Origin of the sequence: Pseudomonas sp. NFACC05-1 (genome assembly GCF_900100135.1) — a bacterium.
Taxonomy (GTDB): domain Bacteria; phylum Pseudomonadota; class Gammaproteobacteria; order Pseudomonadales; family Pseudomonadaceae; genus Aquipseudomonas; species Aquipseudomonas fluorescens_Q.
Window position 1 is genome coordinate 232,523 of sequence record NZ_FMTR01000001.1, and the last position, 18,983, is coordinate 251,505.

General features: G+C 62.1%; 16 protein-coding genes. 5 read left to right on the top strand and 11 right to left on the bottom strand.

The features are described from left to right. The first annotated feature begins 119 nt into the window (after window positions 1-119). Complete coding sequence (locus tag BLO97_RS01110; RefSeq protein WP_092224007.1) at window positions 120-1,235, top strand: PilT/PilU family type 4a pilus ATPase; 1,116 nt, start codon at window positions 120-122, stop codon at window positions 1,233-1,235. Between the two features lie 167 nt (window positions 1,236-1,402). Here BLO97_RS01110 and BLO97_RS01115 read toward each other — a convergent pair whose 3' ends face one another. The 5 genes from BLO97_RS01115 to BLO97_RS01135 form a co-directional block, all read right to left on the bottom strand. Further along, the gene (locus tag BLO97_RS01115) at window positions 1,403-3,358 is read right to left on the bottom strand and encodes an acetoacetate--CoA ligase (RefSeq protein WP_092344487.1); all 1,956 of its coding nucleotides are present in this window, start codon (window positions 3,356-3,358) and stop codon (window positions 1,403-1,405) included. 190 nt (window positions 3,359-3,548) lie between these two features. After that, the gene (locus BLO97_RS01120) at window positions 3,549-4,325 is read right to left on the bottom strand and encodes a 3-hydroxybutyrate dehydrogenase (RefSeq protein ID WP_092344489.1); all 777 of its coding nucleotides are present in this window, start codon (window positions 4,323-4,325) and stop codon (window positions 3,549-3,551) included. Window positions 4,326-4,332: 7 nt separating this feature from the next. Continuing rightward, window positions 4,333-5,724, bottom strand: a complete 1,392-nt coding sequence (locus tag BLO97_RS01125) for a GntP family permease (protein ID WP_063321983.1) — start codon at window positions 5,722-5,724, stop codon at window positions 4,333-4,335. A 301-nt stretch (window positions 5,725-6,025) separates the two neighbouring features. Next, window positions 6,026-7,441, bottom strand: coding sequence for a sigma-54 interaction domain-containing protein (locus BLO97_RS01130; RefSeq protein ID WP_092344491.1), 1,416 nt, complete (start codon window positions 7,439-7,441; stop codon window positions 6,026-6,028). Window positions 7,442-7,616: 175 nt separating this feature from the next. Further along, window positions 7,617-8,264, bottom strand: a complete 648-nt coding sequence (locus BLO97_RS01135) for a TetR/AcrR family transcriptional regulator (RefSeq protein ID WP_092145643.1) — start codon at window positions 8,262-8,264, stop codon at window positions 7,617-7,619. 108 nt (window positions 8,265-8,372) lie between these two features. Between BLO97_RS01135 and BLO97_RS01140 the strand changes: the two genes are divergently transcribed. From BLO97_RS01140 to BLO97_RS01150, 3 genes are read left to right on the top strand one after another with little or no spacing between them, the layout of a single operon-like run. Next, window positions 8,373-9,266 (top strand): NAD(P)/FAD-dependent oxidoreductase, encoded by an 894-nt coding sequence (locus BLO97_RS01140; RefSeq protein WP_092344493.1) that lies wholly within the window; start codon window positions 8,373-8,375, stop codon window positions 9,264-9,266. 56 nt (window positions 9,267-9,322) lie between these two features. Next, on the top strand, window positions 9,323-9,703 hold the full coding sequence (locus tag BLO97_RS01145; RefSeq protein WP_092145647.1) for an antibiotic biosynthesis monooxygenase family protein: 381 nt from the start codon (window positions 9,323-9,325) through the stop codon (window positions 9,701-9,703). 26 nt (window positions 9,704-9,729) lie between these two features. After that, a complete protein-coding gene (locus BLO97_RS01150) occupies window positions 9,730-10,593 on the top strand; it encodes a class I SAM-dependent methyltransferase (RefSeq protein WP_092344495.1) in 864 nt (287 codons plus the stop codon). A gap of 5 nt (window positions 10,594-10,598) precedes the next feature. Here the strand turns inward: BLO97_RS01150 and BLO97_RS01155 are convergent, their stop codons facing one another. The 6 genes from BLO97_RS01155 to BLO97_RS01180 form a co-directional block, all read right to left on the bottom strand. After that, a complete protein-coding gene (locus BLO97_RS01155; RefSeq protein ID WP_092345078.1) occupies window positions 10,599-12,173 on the bottom strand; it encodes an ABC transporter ATP-binding protein in 1,575 nt (524 codons plus the stop codon). A gap of 26 nt (window positions 12,174-12,199) precedes the next feature. Then, window positions 12,200-13,222, bottom strand: a complete 1,023-nt coding sequence (locus BLO97_RS01160) for an ABC transporter permease (protein WP_063321976.1) — start codon at window positions 13,220-13,222, stop codon at window positions 12,200-12,202. Further along, window positions 13,222-14,280, bottom strand: a complete 1,059-nt coding sequence (locus BLO97_RS01165) for a microcin C ABC transporter permease YejB (RefSeq protein WP_063321975.1) — start codon at window positions 14,278-14,280, stop codon at window positions 13,222-13,224. The genes BLO97_RS01160 and BLO97_RS01165 overlap by 1 nt, the downstream gene beginning before the upstream one ends. Then, a complete protein-coding gene (locus BLO97_RS01170) occupies window positions 14,280-16,148 on the bottom strand; it encodes an extracellular solute-binding protein (protein WP_092344497.1) in 1,869 nt (622 codons plus the stop codon). The genes BLO97_RS01165 and BLO97_RS01170 overlap by 1 nt, the downstream gene beginning before the upstream one ends. A gap of 126 nt (window positions 16,149-16,274) precedes the next feature. Beyond that, a complete protein-coding gene (locus tag BLO97_RS01175; RefSeq protein ID WP_003200262.1) occupies window positions 16,275-16,556 on the bottom strand; it encodes a peptidylprolyl isomerase in 282 nt (93 codons plus the stop codon). Between the two features lie 96 nt (window positions 16,557-16,652). Then, window positions 16,653-17,531 (bottom strand): esterase/lipase family protein, encoded by an 879-nt coding sequence (locus BLO97_RS01180; protein ID WP_092145655.1) that lies wholly within the window; start codon window positions 17,529-17,531, stop codon window positions 16,653-16,655. Between the two features lie 325 nt (window positions 17,532-17,856). On the opposite strand from BLO97_RS01180, the gene BLO97_RS01185 reads away from it, so the two are divergent. Further along, on the top strand, window positions 17,857-18,918 hold the full coding sequence (locus BLO97_RS01185) for a hypothetical protein (RefSeq protein ID WP_256571527.1): 1,062 nt from the start codon (window positions 17,857-17,859) through the stop codon (window positions 18,916-18,918). Window positions 18,919-18,983: the final 65 nt, after the last annotated feature.

Genomic DNA, 18,983 nt, shown 5'->3' on the forward strand with positions numbered 1-18,983 from the left:
GCTGTCGTGTCTGTACCACGGCGTCTACTATCCTTTGAGGAACGTAAGTGCAGGTGGGTCTGAAGAGGTTCATGTTCGGCTCAGCTTGTTTCATTGGTGTCTCGCGGAAGTTTCAGTCCATGGAAATCGATCCGTTGTTGCGAATCCTGGCGAGCCAGAATGGTTCCGACCTTTACATGTCCACGGGGGCGCCGCCATGCGCGCGTTTCGAGGGGGTGCTCAAACCCTTGGGTAACGAGGCGTTCAAGGTCGGCGACATTGCCAGGCTCGCCGGGTCTCTGATGGACGCCGAACAGCGCCTTGAGTTCGATCGGGAGTTGGAAATGAATCTGGCGATCTCCCTGGCCGGCGTCGGGCGGTTCCGGGTCAATATCTTCAAGCAGCGCAATGACGTGTCCATGGTGATTCGCAACGTCAAGCTGGACATCCCGCGCTTCGAAGACCTGAAACTGCCTCGAGTGCTTTTAGACACCATCATGCAGAAACAGGGGTTGATGCTGTTCGTCGGTGCGACAGGCTCGGGCAAGTCGACCTCCCTGGCGGCGCTGATCGATTACCGCAATCGCAACAGCAGCGGCCACATCATCACCATCGAGGACCCGGTGGAGTATATCCATCGGCACAAGAAATCCATCATCAATCAACGGGAAGTCGGTGTCGACACCCGCAGTTTCCATGCGGCCCTGAAAAACACGCTGCGCCAGGCGCCGGACGTGGTGCTGATCGGCGAAATCCGTGATCGGGAAACCATGGAGCATGCCTTGGCCTTCGCCGACACCGGGCACCTGGTGATTTCCACCTTGCATGCCCATAACGCCAACCAGGCCCTGGACCGGGTGATCAATTTCTTTCCGGAAGAACGCCGGCCGCAATTGCTCAATGACCTGGGCAACAACCTCAAGGCGTTTGTCTCCCAGCGCCTGGTGCGTACCCGCACCGGCCAGCGGCGGGCGGCGGTGGAGGTCATGCTGGGTTCGCCGACGGTGGCCGACCTGATCCGGCGCAACGAGCTTGGCGAGCTCAAGGGCATCATGGAAAAGTCAGAGGAACTGGGAATGCAAACCTTTGACCAGGCCTTGTTCAACCTGGTGGTCGAAGGTGCCATTGATGAGGAAGAAGCGCTGAAAAATGCCGACTCGGCGAACAACCTGCGGTTGCGGTTGAAGTTGCATACCGAGTCGGGCGCGGTGCCACCGGCCGATCCGGCGGCGGGTGAGTGGGGGCTTATGGACTGATCGTGTCGGGGACCACCCCTGTGGCGAGGGGATTTATCCCCGCTGGACTGCGAAGCAGTCCCGATACAGTTGGCTCAATCAGTCTGACATGCCGGGGTGTCAGATTCAGGGGCTGCTTCGCGCCCCAGCGGGGATAAATCCCCTCGCCACAAAACTGCCTGTTGCGCTCAGTCGGCAAGCTCCGGTCGATCCCGAAACTGCTCCAACGCCTCGGGGTTGGCCAGGGCATCGGTGTTCTTCACCGCCTCGCCATGCACCACGTTGCGCACCGCCAACTCCACCACCTTGCCGCTGATGGTTCGTGGAATATCACTGACCGCGAGGATCTTCGCCGGCACATGACGCGGTGTGGTGTTGGCCCGGATGACCTGGCGGATCTGTTGCGCCAAGGCTTCATTCAGCGTCACGCCATCGCGCAGGCGCACGAACAGCACCACCCGGACATCGCCCTGCCATCGCTGGCCGATGGCGACGCAGTCCAGCACTTGCTCGACTTTTTCCACCTGCCGATAAATTTCTGCCGTGCCGATGCGCACGCCGCCTGGGTTGAGCACGGCATCGGAGCGGCCATGGATCAGGAAACCGCCGTGGGGCAGTTCTTCGGCGTAGTCGCCTTGGGCCCACACGCCGGGAAACTGGGCGAAGTAGGAGGCGCGAAGCTTTTCCTGCCGGGGGTCGTTCCACAAACCAATGGGCATCGCCGGGAAATGCCGGGTGCACACCAACTCACCTTTTTCACCGATGACCGGATTGCCGGCCTCGTTCCAGACCTGCACGGCCATGCCCAGGCTCTTGCCCTGCATTTCGCCCCGGCGTACCGGTGACAGCGGGTTGCCGTTGACGAAGCAGGACACGATGTCGGTGCCGCCGGACATCGAGGCCAGGCAGACATCGGCCTTGATGTCGCGGTACACATAATCGTAGCTATGGGGCGCCAGTGCCGAACCGGTGGAGAGCAGGGTTTTCAGGCTGTCCAAACGGTGCGTCTGGCGGGGCTTGAGGCCCTCGCTTTCCAGGGCGGCGAGGAACTTGGGGCTGGTGCCGAATACGCTGATGCGCTGCTGGTCGATCAGGTCCAGCAAGCGCTCGGGACCGGGGTGGAACGGCGAACCATCGTAGAGCACCACCGTGCTGCCCACGGCGAGGGCCGACACCAGCCAGTTCCACATCATCCAACCGCAGGTGGTGTAGTAGAACAGCCGATCCTCGGGCCCGAGGTCGACGTGCAGGCCATGTTCCTTGACGTGTTGCAGCAGCACGCCCCCGGTGCCATGGACGATGCATTTCGGCACGCCGGTCGTGCCGCTGGAATACAGGATGTACAGCGGGTGGTCGAAGGGCACGCTGACGAACGCCGGTTCGCCACCGCTCTGATAAAAGTCGTTCCACAACGCGACAGCGGCCGGGGTCTTGAAGTCCTCGACGCAGGCGTCAGGCTGGGCATAAGGCAGTACGATCAATTGCTGCAATGACGGCAAACGTTCAAGGATTTCGTTGACCTTGGTTCGCTGGTCGATGACCTTGCCCGCGTAGCGATAACCGGCGCAGGTGATCAGCACCTTGGGTTCGATCTGGCCGAAGCGGTCGATGACCCCTTGGGTGCCGAAGTCCGGTGACGAGCACGACCAGATGGCCCCCAGGCTGGTGGTGGCGAGCATGCCGACCAGGGTTTGCCAGGTGTTGGGCATGCACGCGGCGACTCGATCTCCCTGGGTGACGCCGGCAGCTTTCAAGCTTGTTTGCAGGCCAGCGACATGGGCGGCGAGTTCGGCCCAGGTCAGTTGTTCCTGGCTGCCGTTTTCGTCGAGCGCCACCACCGCGACGGCGTCATCGCGGCGGCGCAGCAGGTGCTCGGCGAAGTTCAGGGTGGCGCCAGGGAACCACTGGGCGCTGGGCATTTGCGCACCCTCCACCAGTACCGCGTCGGGAGCTTGGTGAAAGTGGATCTCGAAAAAATCGACAATGGCCTGCCAGAAGGCTTCGCGCTGGTCGATGCTCCAGGCGTGCAGGGCGGGGTAGTCGTGCAGTTGCAGGTGATGTCGCGCGTTGACGAACTGGCGAAAGGCGTTCATGCGCGACTGGGCGATGCGTTCGGGGCTGGGTTGCCAGAGGATGTCGGACATGGGGTGCCTCTTGTTTTTTCGGGCTTATAAACATTGCAGCACAAGGCGTTATTTATGGCGAGAACCGCTTCTGTGGCGAGGGAGCTTGCTCCCGCTCGGTTGCGTAGCGGCCGCCTAATGGGCCTGCTGCGCAGTCCAGCGGGAGCAAGCTCCCTCGCCACAAAACCGCGTTTGCCAGAGGATTGTGGGGTTATTGAGCCAGCCACCCACCATCAATATTCCACGCCGCGCCGCGCACCTGGCTGCCGGCTTCGCTGCATAGGAAAAGCACCAGTTCCCCCAGTTGCGGCGGGGTGACGAATTCCAGGGACGGCTGTTTCTCGGCCAACAGGTCATGCTGGGCCTGTTGCGGATCGACGCCGGCGGCAATGCGATCATCGATTTGCTTTTGCACCAGTGGCGTCAGCACCCAGCCCGGGCAGATGGCGTTGCAGGTCACGTTGCTGGTGGCGGTTTCCAGGCCAACCACCTTGGTCAGGCCAATCACCCCATGCTTGGCCGCGACATACGCCGCCTTGCCCACCGAGCCGACCTGGCCATGCACCGAGGCGACGTTGATGATCCGCCCCCAGCCCTTGGCGCGCATGCCCGGCAGGCTCAGGCGGGTGGCGTGGAACACCGAGGACAGGTTGATGGCGATGATCGAGTCCCAGCGCTCCACGGGGAAATCTTCCACGGCGGCCACGTGCTGGATCCCGGCGTTGTTCACCAGAATGTCAACGCCGCCGAACTCGCGCTCGGCGTAGGCGAGCATGTCGGCGATCTGCGCCGGGTCGCTGACATCGGCCGGATGATGACCGACCTTGCCGCCGAACTGTTTCACCTCGGCGATCACCGCCGAGGCATCGCCAAAGCCGTTGAGGATCAGGTTGGCCCCGGCCTTGGCCAGGCTCAGGGCAATGCCCAGGCCGATGCCGCTGGTAGAACCGGTGACCAGGGCGGTCTTGCCCGAAAGAGCGGTTGTCATACGAACCTCACACAATGCCAGTGGCGTAGAACACAGCGATCACGAAGAACACCGCGAGGGTCTTGATCAGCGTAATGCAGAAAATGTCTTTGTAGGCTTCGCGGTGGGTCAGCCCGGTCACCGCCAGCAGAGTAATCACCGCGCCGTTGTGGGGCAGGGTGTCCATGCCGCCGCTGGCCATGGCGGCCACCCGGTGCAGCACTTCCAGGGGAATGTTGGCGGCGTGGGCGGCGCTGATGAAACTTTCCGACATCGCCGCCAAAGCGATGCTCATGCCGCCCGAGGCGGAACCGGTGATGCCCGCCAGCAGCGTGACGGTCACCGCTTCGTTGACCAGTGGGTTGGGAATGCTCTTGAGCCAGTCGGCCAGTACCAGGAAGCCCGGCAAGGAGGCGATGACCGCGCCGAAACCGTATTCCGAAGCGGTGTTCATTGCCGCCAGCAATGCACCGCCCACGGCGCTCTTGCTGCCTTCGGCCAGCTTGCTGCGAATGGCCCGGAAACCGAATATCAGGACCATGATGATGCCCACCAGCAACGCCGCCTGCACTGCCCAGATCGCGGTGAGCTTGGCGATGTCGCTGGTCACTGGCGTCGCCATGCCCGGCAGCGCCAGGCTGTGGGTCTTGCCGTACCACTGTGGGATCCACTGGGTGAACAGCAGGTTCATGATGCCCACCGCCAGCAGTGGCGAAACGGCGATCCAAGGGTTCGGCAGCTTGATGTCTTCGGCGGTTTCCGGCTCGTTGCGCAGTTCGGTGCCGTAACCTTCGCCCACACGCTGGGCCTTGTTGCGCTGGCGCTGCAGGAACAGCATGCCGAGGCTGAACACGAAGATCGTACCGATCACACCCAGCCAAGGTGCGGCCCAGGCGGTGGTGTTGAAGAACGTGCTGGGGATGATGTTCTGGATCTGCGGCGTGCCGGGCAGGGCGTCCATGGTGAACGAGAACGCGCCCAGGGCAATGGTGGCCGGGATCAAGCGCTTGGGAATATTACTCTGGCGGAACATCTCGGCGGCGAACGGGTACACCGCGAACACCACCACGAACAGCGACACGCCGCCATAGGTGAGCAAGGCGCAGACCAGCACGATCACCAGCATGGCCTGGCGCGTCCCCAGCAGACGAATCGCCGCGGCGACGATGGAGCGGGAGAACCCCGACAGCTCGATCAGCTTGCCAAACACCGCGCCGAGCAGGAACACCGGGAAATACAGTTTGATGAAGCCGACCATTTTCTCCATGAACACCCCGGTGAATGCGGGGGCGACGGCGGACGGGTCGGTGAGCAGGACGGCACCGAGGGCGGCGATGGGGGCAAAGAGGATAACGCTGTAGCCACGGTAGGCGGCGACCATCAGCAGCGCGAGGGCTGCCAACGCAATGATCACACTCATGGTGTGTCTCCTGGATTGTTATTGTTGTGATGAAGCTGTGGGAGGGGCTTTAGCGAGTTTTGTGCCAGGTATGTAACTGACTGAAATATAAGGGAATTAATTGAGATTGTAGGGCGCGAATGAGAGGTATGTCTCTGTTTTGAGAATTTTGTGGAGTGTGCAGGCCTCATCGCGAGCAAGCTCGCTCCCACAGTTGACCGCGTACTTCAGAGGAACTCCTATCCCTGTGGGAGCGAGCTTGCTCGCGATGAGTGCAAAGCGCTCCAAAACTACAGGTCTATATTTTGAGAATGAAGTCTCTCTATTGAGACTCTGCAATCCCCAGAGCCACCATCTTCTTGTACAACGTCGACCTCCCCAACCCCAACCGCTCGGCCGCTTCCACCACCTTGCCCCCGCATTGCGCGAGGGTGGTTTCGATCAACTGTCGGTCGAAGCGTGCCCGGGCCTGGCTGAAAGTTTCTTGCGGCAACGGCTCCAGGCTCGGACTCGCCGGGCGGGTTACCGGTATGAACGTGCCGATGGCCGCGCGGATGTCCGCCGCCGTGAGCATCAGGTCGTCGCTGAGCAACGCGGCGCGTTCCAGCACGTTGCGCAGTTCGCGGATGTTGCCCGGCCAGGCGTGTTGGCGTAGCAGGGCGAGGGCGGTGGGGTTCAGTTCGTGCTGGCTGCGCAACTCTTCCAGGATCGCTTCGCTCAGGGCCGGCAAATCATCCAGGCGTTCACGCAAGGGCGGAACGTGGATCGGCAGCACGTTGAGGCGGTAATACAGGTCGGCGCGAAACTCTCCGCGCTTGATCGCCGCCTCCAGGTCCATGGAGGTGGCGGCGATCACCCGCACGTCGCTTTGCAGCACCTCGTTGGAACCCACCGGTTCGTATTCCTTTTCCTGAAGCACCCGCAGCAGCTTGCTTTGCAGCGGCAGCGGCATGTCGCCGATCTCGTCGAGGAAAAGCGTACCGCCCTGGGCGATCTGCAGTTTACCGGCGCGGCCCTTGCGGTCGGCCCCGGTAAACGCCCCTGGCGCGGTGCCGAAGAATTCGGCTTCCAGCAGCGATTCAGGAATCGCCGCGCTGTTGATGCTGACGAACGCCTTGTGCGCCCGCGGCGAAGCACTGTGGATGGCCTGGGCCAGCAGTTCCTTGCCGGTGCCGGTTTCGCCGAGCAGCAGCACCGGCGAATCGGCGCTGGCGCTGCGCCGGGCACGACGCTTGACCTCAAGGCCGGCGTTGCTGGTGCCAATGAAATGGGCAAAGTTGTACTTGGTCTGCCGCGCCCGCAGCAGCGAGCGGGTGGAGGCCAGTTCTTCCTGCATGCTCAGGTAGCGCTTGAGCATCGGCGACAGGCTGCGCAACTCATCGAACAAGGCAAAGCCGATGGCACCGATCACCGCACCCGCGCTGTCGTGGATCGGTAGGCGCATCACCACCAACGGCTCCTTGGGCGTGTCTTGCATGTCCAGCAGGATCGGGCGCCCGGTGCGCACAACCTCGCGCAACAGGCTGCCGGGAATCACGCTTTCGCACGCCCGGCCAATCGCCTCATGCGCCGAGTTCAGGCCGAAGCGCCGGGCGTAGCGTTCGTTCATCCAGACAATGTTCGCGTCACGGTCGACAATCACCGTGCCTTCGCTGGACTGCTCGATGATCTCGAATAACGAACGGATCGCCAGCGTGCGTACGCGCTTGTAGTCCTTGAGGCTTTCGGTGGGGTTCATCGGGCATTTCCAGAGAGGAGGGATTTGCCGGCAGCCATGGACGGGTGCCAAGAGCCGCATTATGCCGGGGGAAATTCCAGGATCGAAGCGCCGCTGTTGCTTTCTAGCTAACTTGTACGGTTAGAAGCTCTCCAAATGGACGGCCCCGGCCAAGCCGCCCGGAGCAATCAAATACTTATCCGCCCGCGTGGTCGTTACCACCGTGCGCGGCGATGAACATGGCGACGGCCGACCGGCAATAGGATTCGATTTCGTTGTCGTCCTCTGCTCTGGCCTCATCGAAGCGCGCGATCATCAGGAGATCGGATCCTTTGAAAAGCGCGGCAAACAAGCGGGCGGACCCCAGAGGATCGGGCACGTTCAGCACCGCCTTCGCGTGCAACTGACGCAACAGGGCCTCGATCTGGGCGATGACATAGGCGGGGCCGGCTTCGTAATGGCGCTTGCTTAACGATTTTTGATTCGTCTTGTCGGCCATGATCATGGCTTCGACACTGCGCACGTCGGGGCTCAACAACGTGCGCAGCAGGGATGTTCCCACCGCCATGAGCTGATCTGCCGCCGAACCGCCGACGCCTTCAATAAGGGCCTGCGGTGCAAATTGATGGCAGTGGGCCGCGATGGCCGCACTGAACAGCGCCTCCTTGTTCTCGAAGTGCCGATAGATGCTGAGCTTGGAGATCTTCGCCCGCTGGGCGACCTTGTCCATGGTCGTCGCTTGAAAACCCAACTCCACAAAAAGTTCGCCCGCAGCGTCGACTATAGTTTGGCCAAGCGCCTCGTTGGCAGGACGGCCGCGCCGGGTCTGGTTGTTTTCGGTCATAAAAAATTCCAGTACTTGACAGTATTCTAATTCTTGAATTACGGTACTTCAAAGTATCTTAAAGTTGCAAGCCAATCTCCCTTCATCCACAGCGCGGAGCCCATCACCATGAATGACGTCATCATCATCGGCGGCAGTTTTGCCGGCCTCGCCGCCGCCTTGCAGCTCGGCCGTGCCCGCCGCAAGGTCATCGTTCTCGACACCGGCCTGCCGCGCAATCGCTTCGCCGACCACTCCCATGGCGTGCTCGGCCACGACCACAAGCCACCGCTGGAGATCCTGGTCGAGGCGCGGCAGCAGCTGGCGCGCTATCCCACGATCCAACTGGTCAATGCCCGGGCCGAGAGCGTCTCCGGCGCCATCGATGATTTCTCCGTCCTCACGAGCGAGGGCGAAACCCTCAGGGCGCGCCGCCTGATCCTGAGCTATGGCGTTGCCGACCAGATGCCTGAAGTTCCCGGCTTTGCCGAAGGCTGGGGCTCCTCCATCGTGCCTTGCCCTTATTGCGACGGCTTTGAAGTTGCCGGTCGGCACTGGGGCCTTGTCTGGTCCGGCCCAATGTCGCATAACTACGTCAGGCTGTACCACGATTGGACTGACACGTTGACGGTCTTCGCCAATGGTCACGACATTTCACCCGACATCCGGGCCGATCTGGCGCGCCGTGGCATCCCTGTCGTCGATGGCCGGATCACCGAAATCGACCATGACGAGACCCATAACGCCACCGTCAGGCTCGACGCCGGCCCCTCTGTCGCGGTCGACATCCTGTTCGCGCATCCGCGCAACAAGCCGTCCGCACGCCTGCATGAATCGCTGGGTCTCGCCACGGTCGAAACGCCCCAGGGCATCGTCCTCAAGGTCGACGAGCGCCGCGAAACCAGCGTGCCCGGCATCTACGCTGCCGGCGACCTCGCCAACCCCGCAATGCCCTCGGTCACCACGGCATCATGGCAAGGCGCGACGGCGGGCATCTCCGCTCAGCAGTCGATGCTGGTTTGAGGGCAAGCAGCATCGATCTCCCCAGTTTCAATTGCACAATAGACAGGAGCGCCGCCATGCCCGCCATAAAACCATTCAAACCTCTAGACGAGAAATTTCCATTTGACCGCCAACTCGGTATCGCGGCCGCGCCTCTCGTGCTTATCAACCTCTTCATGGTCGTCGATCCCGCCGATGAAGCGGGCTTCCTGGACGCTTTCAAGGCAGCTGCCGAAGTCATAACGAAGCAACCGGGCTTCATTTCCATGCAACTGCATCGAGCGATCGGCGATAGCCCGACTTACCTGAACTATGTGGTGTGGGAATCCACCGAGGCGGTCCGCGCCGCCTTCACTGATCCCGCGTTCCTCGCGAAACTTCCTGCATATCCGTCATCCGTTGTAGCCAGCCCGCACCTGTTCCAGAAGGTCGCCGTCCCCGGCTTTTGCGTGGCCTGAAGAACGACTCAAGACGAGGAGATGTCATGACAGAGCAAAATGCCCATCAAGTCGCCGACTGGAATGGCCAAAGCGGTGAGTACTGGGCCGCCAACCAGGCCCGGCTCGACGCCATGTTTGCGGTATTCGGCCAGGCCGCGATCGAAGCCGCCGCGCCCGCCATGGGCGAACGCGTGCTGGACGTCGGCTGCGGCGCGGGCGCGTCGAGTCTGGAACTGGCTGGCCGCGTCGGTGCGGGCGGCCATGTGCTGGGCGTGGACATATCCGAACCGCTGATCGGCCGAGCGCGCGCGCTGGCGCCACAGGATACGCCGGCCCAGTTCCGGGTAGCCGACGCCAGCAGCGCCGAGCTGCCCGAGGGCGCGTTCGACATCCTGTTCTCGCGCTTCGGAGTCATGTTCTTCGACGATCCGACAGGGGCCTTCACCCATATGCGACGCGCGCTCCGGTCGGGCGGGCGAGTCGCTTTCGTCTGCTGGCGCGGCGTGGCCGAGAACGATTGGCTACGCCTGCCGATGGGCGCGATCAAGGACATCGTCCCGCTACCCGCGCCGCCCGGTCCCGAAGCACCCGGTCCGTTCTCGTTCGGCGACCGTGGGCGGGTGACACGCATCCTGACGGCGGCCGGCTTCACCGATATCGCTATCACGCCCTTCGATGCTTCTATCCCGTTCGGTGAGGGCGGGACGCGGGACGCGGCGATCGACGACGCGGTGAAGATGGCGTTCGAGGGCGGCCCATTGTCGCTTGTGTTAGCTGATCAGTCCGACGACATCCGCACCCGCGCCTGGGCCGCGGTTCGTTCCGCCTTCGCGGGCCTCCCTGGTGAGCGGTCGGTGATGATGGACGGCGCGGCGTGGATCGTCACGGCACGCAATCCTGCAAGCTGACAGGATTACCCCGGATGCGCCGCCGCCAACAACTCCTTGGTATAGGGATGCTGGGGTGAGTCGAACACGTCATGACTGGCGCCTTGCTCGACCACCTTGCCGTCCTTGATCACGATCATGTCGTGGGCCAGGGCGCGGACCACCGCCAGGTCGTGGCTGATGAACAGGTAGGTCAAGTCGTACTTCTGTTGGAGCTGACGGAGCAGGGCGACGACTTGTTTCTGCACGGTGCGGTCCAGTGCCGAGGTGGGTTCGTCCAGCAAAATCAACGCTGGCTTGAGCACCAGGGCCCGGGCAATGGCGATGCGCTGGCGCTGGCCGCCGGAGAACTCGTGGGGGTAGCGATGACGGGTCGAAGGGTCGAGGCCGACCTCCTTGAGGGCCTGGATCACTCGGGCTTCACACTGTTCGGGGCTGGAAGGCTGGTGGACCTCCAGGCCCTCGCTGATGATCTGCTGCACTGACATGCGTGGGCTGAGGCTGCCGAACGGGTCCTGGAACACCACCTGCATCTGCTTGCGCCACGGTCGCAGGGCTTTTTGCGACAGATGATCGAGGGCCTGGCCCTGGAAACGGATGCTGCCTTCGGACTCGATCAGGCGCAGGATCGCCTGGCCGAGAGTGGACTTGCCGGAGCCGGATTCGCCGACGATGCCCAGGGTCTTGCCGCGCTGGATGCTCAGGCTGATACCGTCCACGGCGCGCAGGTATTCCTTGCGCCGGAACAGCCCACCGCCCAGGGGAAAACTCACGCGCAGGTCTTGCACTTGCAACACTTCCTCGCGGTCGTCCCGGGGCAGGGCCTCGCCTTCCGGTTCGGCGTGCAGCAGCTCACAGCTGTAGGGATGTTTCGGTGCGCTGAACAGGGTTTCGCACGGCGCCTGCTCGACGATTTCCCCGGCCTTCATCACACACACCCGTTGGGCAATGCTGCGCACCAGATTGAGGTCGTGACTGATCAGCAGCAAGGACATGCCGAGCCGTTGCTGCAAGGACTTGAGCAGCAGCAGGATCTTGCGCTGCACGGTCACGTCCAGCGCGGTGGTCGGTTCGTCGGCGATCAACAGTTCCGGCTCGCAGGCCAGGGCCATGGCGATGATGACCCGCTGTCGCTGACCGCCGGACAGTTGATGCGGATAGGCCTTGAGTCGCTCGACAGGGTTTTGAATGCCAACCAGGGTCAGCAGTTCCAGAATCCGCTGGCGCGCGGCTTTGCCCCCCAGGCCCTTGTGCAGCATCAGCGTTTCGCCGATCTGCTTTTCGACGCTGTGCAGCGGGTTCAGCGAAGTCATTGGCTCCTGGAAGATCATCGCGATCCGATTGCCGCGCAGCTCCCGCAGAGCCTGGGTGTCGGCCCCCACCAGCTCCTGGCCGCGATAGCGAATGCTGCCGCTGGTGTGGGCTTCATTCTCGGGCAGCAATTGCAGGATCGAATGGGCGGTCACCGACTTGCCCGAGCCCGACTCGCCCACCAGCGCCAGGCACTCGCCGGGGCGGATGTCCAGGCACAGGTTGCGCACCACCGTCTGGTCGTTGAAGGCCACGCTCAGGTTACGGATTTCGATCAGGTTGTCGCTCATCTCAAGGTTTCGCTTCATGGCTGTTTTCAAGAGCGTGGGTCGAACGCGTCTCGCAACGCCTCGCCGATAAACACCAGCAGGGAAAGAATCAGGGCCAGGGTGAAAAATGCCGTCAGCCCCAGCCACGGCGCTTGCAGGTTTTGCTTGCCTTGGGCGATCAGTTCCCCCAGCGACGCGCTGCCGGCCGGCATGCCGAAGCCGAGGAAATCCAGGGCGGTGAGGGTCGAGATCGCCCCGGTGAGGATGAAGGGCAAGTAACTCAGGGTGGCGTTCATCGCGTTGGGCAGGATATGCCGCATGATCACCTTGCGATCACTGAGCCCCAGGGCCCTGGCCGCCTTGACGTATTCCAGGTTGCGCCCGCGCAGGAACTCGGCACGGACCACGTCCACCAGGGCCAGCCAGGAAAACAGCGCCATGATCCCCAGCAGCCACCAGAAGTTCGGCTCCACGAAGCCGGACAGGATGATCAACAGGTAGAGCACCGGAAGCCCGGACCAGACTTCCAGCAAGCGTTGCCCGAGCAAATCCACCCAACCACCGTAATAGCCCTGCAACGCACCGGCGGCGATACCGATCAGCGTGCTGATGGCGGTCAGTGCCAGGGCGAACAGGATCGACACTCGCGCACCGAAGATCACCCGGGCCAGCACGTCCCGGGATTGGTCATCGGTGCCCAGCCAGTTCACGGTCGAGGGTGGGCTCGGGGCCGGCTGATTGAGGTCGTAATTGGGTGTATCGTCGCTGAACGGGATCGGTGGGAACCACAGCCAGCCGCCGTCCTTGTGGATCAGGTTCTGCACGTAGCTGCTGCGGTAGTCGGCCTGGAACGGCAGCTGCCCACCAAATTCCTGTTCGGTATGGCGCTTGAACACCGGGAAATACAGCGAGCCCTGGTAGCTCACCACCAGCGGTTTGTCATTGGCGATCAGTTCACCGCCCAACGTCAGGATGAACAAGCCGATGAACAGCCACAGCGACCACCAGCCCCGACGGTTTTTCTTGAAACGCTCGAAGCGTCGGCGACCCAAGGGTGAAAACTTGAACATCAGGCGTTCCTCGCGGCGAAGTCGATGCGCGGGTCCACCAGGGTGTAGCAGAGGTCGCCGACGAGTTTGATCAGCAGGCCGAACAGCGTAAAAATGAACAACGAGCCGAACACCACCGGATAATCCCGGGAGACTGCGGCCTCGTAGCTCATGCGTCCCAGGCCGTCGAGGGAAAAAATCACCTCGATCAGCAGGGAACCGGCGAAGAACACGCTGATGAACGCCTGGGGAATACCCGATACCACCAGCAGCATCGCGTTGCGGAACACGTGGCCGTACAGCACCCGGCGTTCGCTCATGCCCTTGGCTCGCGCGGTGACCACGTACTGGCGGGTGATTTCATTGAGGAACGAGTTCTTGGTCAGGATCGTCAGGGTGGCGAAGCCGCCGATCACCAGCGACGTGACCGGCAGCACCAAGTGCCAGAAGTAGTCGGCGATCTTGCCCAGTGTCGACAGCGACTCGAAGTTATCCGACACCAGCCCGCGCACCGGAAACCAGTTCAGCGAGGTGCCGCCGGCGAACACCACGATCAGGAACATCGCGAAGAGGAACGCCGGCATCGCATAGCCAATGATGATCGCCGTGCTGCTCCACACATCGAATGCCGAGCCGTGATGCACCGCCTTGCGGATGCCCAGGGGGATCGACACCAGATAGGTGATCAATGTTGCCCAGAGCCCAAGGGAAATGGTCACTGGCATCTTTTCCAGGATCAGATCGGTGACCGTGGCGCCACGGAAGAAGCTCTTGCCGAAATCCAGGCGGGCGTAGCTGCTGAGCATCAGCCACAAGCGTTCATGGGCCGGTTTGTCGAAGCCGTATTGTTTTTCGATGTCCTTGATCAACTGTGGATCGAGGCCGCGACTGGCGCGGGAGCTGTTGGTCATGGTATTGCTTGAACCGCCGACGCTGGCGCCGCCGATGCCTTGCAGGTGGGCGATAGCCTGTTCCACCGGCCCGCCGGGTGCGGCCTGCACGATGACGAAGTTCACCAGCAGGATAATCACCAGCGTGGGGATGATCAGCAGCAGACGCCGCGCAATATAGGCCCACATCAATGCCGCCCTCCGGGTGTGCCACGCTTGATAAGTTCGGCGCGCATCTGCTCGTTGGTCAAGGGTGTGGGGCTCACTTCCCACCAGCTTTCGATGGCTTCGTCATTACTGGCCTGTACTTTCGGGATGCCGAAGCGGTTCCACCACACGGTCGAGCTGCCCGGCGGGTAATAGTTGGGAATCCAGTAGTAATTCCATTGCAGCACCCGGTCCAGGGCGTGGGCATGGCGGAGCATGTCGGCTTGGGTGCTGGCCTTGACCAAGCCGTCGATCAGCGCGTCCACCGCCGGGTCCTTCAAGGCCATGTAGTTGTTGGCCCCTGGATCATTGGCGGCCGCCGAACCGAAGTAGTTGTAGAGTTCCATGCCCGGCGAGGTGCTGACGGGGTAGCCGGTGATGATCATGTCGTAGTCGCGACTCATCAGGCGATTGACGTACTGGGAGGCGTCGATGCGGCGAATGCTCATGTCGATGCCGATTTGCGCCAAGGTACGTTTGTAGGGCAGCAGCAGGCGATCGATACCGTTCTGGCTGTTCAGGAAGGTGAAGCTCAGCGGCTCGCCCTCGGCATTCACCAGGCGGTCGCCGTCGGGTTTCCAGCCGGCCTGTTCCAACAAGGCGAGGGCTTGCAGTTGTTTGTCGCGGATCACGCCACTGCCGTCGGTTTTCGGGGCCTGGAAGACTTGGGTGAAGACTTCGTCGGGAATCTTGCCGCGCAACGGCTCGAGGATCGCCAGTTCGCCGGCATCGGGCAGTTCTCGAGCGGCGAGGTCAGTGTTGGAAAAGTAACTCTGCTGACGCACATAGACGTTGCGCATCATCTGGCGATTGCTCCATTCGAAATCCCAGAGCATCGCCAGGGCCTGGCGCACACGGCGGTCTTGGAACTGCGTTTTTTGCAGGTTGAAGACGAAACCCTGGGCGGTCTGGGGAGCCTGGGTGGCCAGGTGAGCCTTTTGCAGGCGACCGTCCTGCAGGGCCGGGCTGTCATAGCCGATGGCATAGCCGGTGGCGGAGAACTCGCGATTGTAGTCATAGGCGCCACCGCGCAGCACCTGGCGGGCCACATCGGTGTCGCCAAAATACTCGATGCTGAAATGGTCGAAATTGTAGAGGCCGCGACTGACCGGCAGATCCTTGCCCCACCAATCGGCATTACGTTTGAAGGTAATGCTGCGCCCGGAATCGACTTTGCTTACCCGGTAGGGGCCACTGCCCAGCGGGGGCTCGTAGCCGCCACCGTTAGCGAAATCGCGGGTCTTCCACCAATGTTCGGGAAAGACCGGCAAGGTGGCGATGTCCAGGGGCAGGGTGCGGCTTTCGTTGTTCTTGAAGTTGAAGCGCACGGTGCGTTCTTCCTCGATCACGACGTCCTTGACCGCCGCGAACTGGGTGCGATAGCGCAGGCTGCCTTGGGTCATCAACAGCTCGAAGCTGAAGCGCACGTCCTGGGCGGTGATGGGCTTGCCATCGGCGAAGCGGGCCTTGGGGTTCAGGTAGAAGCGCAGCGACAGGCCATCGTCGGCCCGCTCCATTTTCTGCGCCACAAGGCCATAGACGGTATAGGGCTCATCCAGCGAGCGTTGGGCCAGTGGCGAGTAGAGCAGCCCGTCGATCTGGCTGACGCCGATGCCTTTGTCGATGTAGGGCAAGATATGGTCGAAGTGGCCGATCTCGATGGCCGAGCGGCGCATGGTCCCGCCTTTGGGGGCCTGGGGATTGGTGTAGGCGAAGTGGCCGAAACCTTCGGCATATTTGGCCGGTTCGCCATAGACGGTCAGGGCATGTTGCGGTGCTGCATCGACGCCGACGGCGCCTGTCAGCAGGACCACGGCAGTCAATAGCAGGGAAGGGAACGCCAGTCGCATTGTCAGCCTTAAAGCCGGGTGATCGATGACACGAGTTGTACGCGAGCGGCGCCTGGATCGCCAGCCCCGTGTGACCCAAACACAACGGCCCACCGAAGGGCGGGCCGTCATGTCGATAAATCGGGATCAGTCCTGGCGGCTGGTGACTTCCAGCAGGTGGTAGCCGAACTGGGTCTTGACCGGGCCCTGGACCACATTGATCGGGGCACTGAATACCACGGTGTCGAATTCCTTGACCATCTGGCCCGGGCCGAACGAACCCAGGTCGCCGCCCTGACGGCTGGACGGGCAGGAGGAGTTGGCCTTGGCAACTTCGGCGAAATCGGCGCCGGCTTCGATCTGGGCCTTGAGTTCGTTGCACTTGTCTTCGGTGGAAACCAGGATGTGGCGGGCAGTGGCTTTGGCCATGGGGGAAATTCCTTTCGATATTTTTAAAGGTGTTGAGCCTACCGGATTCATGAACGGGTTGTTGTCAAAATTGCGTCAAAACCTTGGGTCCGGCGATCAAAGGCCGGCTTTGCGCAGGCGCTCGGCGTGGCGCAGGTAGAGCTCCGTCGGGTCGGTACCTCGGCGTACTGGGTCGGTCGCCGGGTTGAGGGTACTCATGTGGTGCAGGGGATAGTTGGAGCGAATGACCTTGCCCAGGTGCGAGCTGAAGCGTCCGACCATGCCATCGTTCTGCCCGGCTTCGGTAATGAAGTATTCGGAAAAGGCGCGGCAGAAGGCGTGCACAGGGTCCATGGCCGGGCGTCCTTCTTCCTGTGCATCTGGCAACGTGCCGCTCCAGGAGTAGTAGCGCACACCGTTGACCTTGTTCGGGCCACTTTCCCCCCAATGCCTTGGCAGGCCTTGGGGGTATTTGTCATTGAACGCGCCGACGCCTTCGGTGGTCAGCGCAGCCAGCGCGGCAACGGCGGCTGGCGGGAGCTGAGGCTGGCCATCGAGCAAGGAGATGAAGTCGGCGAACAGCGTGGCGACTTTACTGGCGACGGGGCCCGGCAGCCGCCCCGGGGTGAGGGCCTTGTGCAGGAAGTCGGCCAGTTCGGAACCATGGTTGGGGCCGCTGACCGATGTCACCGAGGCGACCCGGCCGGGCGCCAGGGCGGCGGCATAGCGGGCGGCCAGCGCACCCTGGCTGTGGCCAATCAGGTTGACCTTGGTGGTGTCGGTACCGCTCAGGATCAGGTCCATCTGCGCCAGCAACTGCTCGCCGCGGGCCTCATTGGAATGGGTGGCCGACAGGTAGGGGATAAACACCCGGGCACCGGCGAGGCGCAGTGCCTGTTTGATGCCATGGAAAAGTTCGAAGCCGCCGATCCTGTCAAACCCGAACAACCCATGGACCAGCAGGATGGGGAATTGAGTGGTTGCATTCCGTTGCATGTTCGTACCTTTTTCGAAGAGGTTCACGTTGAGATTGCGACCTCACTCTAATGCAGGCTTTTGTTGGGCGGTGTAGGAAGAAACCGCAGTGACTTACTGAAACTGGAATAAAAAAAGTGGGAAGAATCGGACAAGAAGCCCGGCGGCGCCAAAGGTGCCTGGATACTTCCGATGGCCCTTGTGGGTTTGCAGCTACAGCTTCAAGCGCCAAGGACCACTGATGCCGTTGTTTTGTCTGACTGCGGGGGGCGAGGCGGTCGGGTTTTAATGGCTGTGTCGGGCGCCGTCGTGTGGCGGAGCCTTCATCCAAGGACTGGAACCACGCATGACTACTTACCGATCCGCCCAACCACCCCAGCTCAGATCGCCAGCGAGGCTGTTGGCGCCTTCTCTGCCTGCCGCCAAGGGCGGGGTGATCAACCCCGCCTGGAGGAAAGCGGTCATCACCGTGAAGCCTTATCCACTGATGGCGTGTGGGGATGAGGTGTCGCTGTGTTGGCTAGGGCTCAATTCAGACGCCCAGCCCTACTGGCATGAAGAAAGCCGGTTCGTGACGGAGCGCCAGGTTGGGCGAGACGTCGTTTTCGTCGTACGAGAGCGGCATATCGCCGAGCTGGATGGCGGCTCGCTGGAGATTTCCTATCGAGTGACTGGCAAGCAATTGCCGGCCACGCTGGACTCGGAGCCCCTTCAACTGCAGATCGGCGATGCACCCTTGCAACTGCTGGCCGCCGTTGCCGACGATGCGGTGGGTGGCAGCCTTGATCCGGCCCGGGTGCCAGAAGGCACGCGTTTGACCGTCCGGCCTTATCCCAGAATGGCCGTAGGGGACCGCCTGATTCTGATCGCCAGTCGGGAGGATAAGGCGCTCTGGCGCGATGTGCTGGAGATAGAGGCCCACGCCATCGGTCGCGAGGTATCGTTCTGGATCGATCATTCGCAAATCGCGCCCCATGTCGGCCACGGACTGAGCTTGGCTTATGTCGTCCGCCACGGACATTCGGTACGCCGCGCCGAGCCCTTGTCGTTGCACATAGGCCCTCTGGTGCGCCCAGCGCTGAAGGCGCCTCGGATCCTGGGGGTGGCGGAGGGGGTGGTGGAGGTCGATGAGCTTCAGGGTGGGCTGACGGTCGTCATTGACGGTGCTGGACTTGAGGCGGGCGAGCTGGTCTGGTTCCAGTGCAATGGCAACTATGCCCATGTCGAAGAGCGGGAAATCACCGAGGACACGACCGGTCAGCCGGTCAGCTTCGTCGTGCCGGCGGCGTATTGGCAGGAGCAGCGCGACCGATCGGTGCGTCTGTTTTATCAGGTCGAGCGCCTGGATGATGTCAGCCAGCAATCCGACTGGGTCGCGGTCCAGGTGCGTTCCAAGGCGCAGAGTTGAGTAGATGAAAAAAACGTGGCGAGGGAGCTTGCTCCCGCTGGCTGCGCAGTAGCCCTTTTGTGTGA

Excerpts from the sequence above, each read along its gene's own strand:
- BLO97_RS01110 (WP_092224007.1), top strand. The coding sequence starts at position 120 with ATGGAAATCGATCCGTTGTTGCGAATCCTGGCGAGCCAGAATGGTTCC.
- BLO97_RS01115 (WP_092344487.1), bottom strand. The coding sequence starts at position 3,358 with ATGTCCGACATCCTCTGGCAACCCAGCCCCGAACGCATCGCCCAGTCG.
- BLO97_RS01120 (WP_092344489.1), bottom strand. The coding sequence starts at position 4,325 with ATGACAACCGCTCTTTCGGGCAAGACCGCCCTGGTCACCGGTTCTACC.
- BLO97_RS01125 (WP_063321983.1), bottom strand. The coding sequence starts at position 5,724 with ATGAGTGTGATCATTGCGTTGGCAGCCCTCGCGCTGCTGATGGTCGCC.
- BLO97_RS01130 (WP_092344491.1), bottom strand. The coding sequence starts at position 7,441 with ATGAACCCCACCGAAAGCCTCAAGGACTACAAGCGCGTACGCACGCTG.
- BLO97_RS01135 (WP_092145643.1), bottom strand. The coding sequence starts at position 8,264 with ATGACCGAAAACAACCAGACCCGGCGCGGCCGTCCTGCCAACGAGGCG.
- BLO97_RS01140 (WP_092344493.1), top strand. The coding sequence starts at position 8,373 with ATGAATGACGTCATCATCATCGGCGGCAGTTTTGCCGGCCTCGCCGCC.
- BLO97_RS01145 (WP_092145647.1), top strand. The coding sequence starts at position 9,323 with ATGCCCGCCATAAAACCATTCAAACCTCTAGACGAGAAATTTCCATTT.
- BLO97_RS01150 (WP_092344495.1), top strand. The coding sequence starts at position 9,730 with ATGACAGAGCAAAATGCCCATCAAGTCGCCGACTGGAATGGCCAAAGC.
- BLO97_RS01155 (WP_092345078.1), bottom strand. The coding sequence starts at position 12,173 with ATGAGCGACAACCTGATCGAAATCCGTAACCTGAGCGTGGCCTTCAAC.
- BLO97_RS01160 (WP_063321976.1), bottom strand. The coding sequence starts at position 13,222 with ATGTTCAAGTTTTCACCCTTGGGTCGCCGACGCTTCGAGCGTTTCAAG.
- BLO97_RS01165 (WP_063321975.1), bottom strand. The coding sequence starts at position 14,280 with ATGTGGGCCTATATTGCGCGGCGTCTGCTGCTGATCATCCCCACGCTG.
- BLO97_RS01170 (WP_092344497.1), bottom strand. The coding sequence starts at position 16,148 with ATGCGACTGGCGTTCCCTTCCCTGCTATTGACTGCCGTGGTCCTGCTG.
- BLO97_RS01175 (WP_003200262.1), bottom strand. The coding sequence starts at position 16,556 with ATGGCCAAAGCCACTGCCCGCCACATCCTGGTTTCCACCGAAGACAAG.
- BLO97_RS01180 (WP_092145655.1), bottom strand. The coding sequence starts at position 17,531 with ATGCAACGGAATGCAACCACTCAATTCCCCATCCTGCTGGTCCATGGG.
- BLO97_RS01185 (WP_256571527.1), top strand. The coding sequence starts at position 17,857 with ATGACTACTTACCGATCCGCCCAACCACCCCAGCTCAGATCGCCAGCG.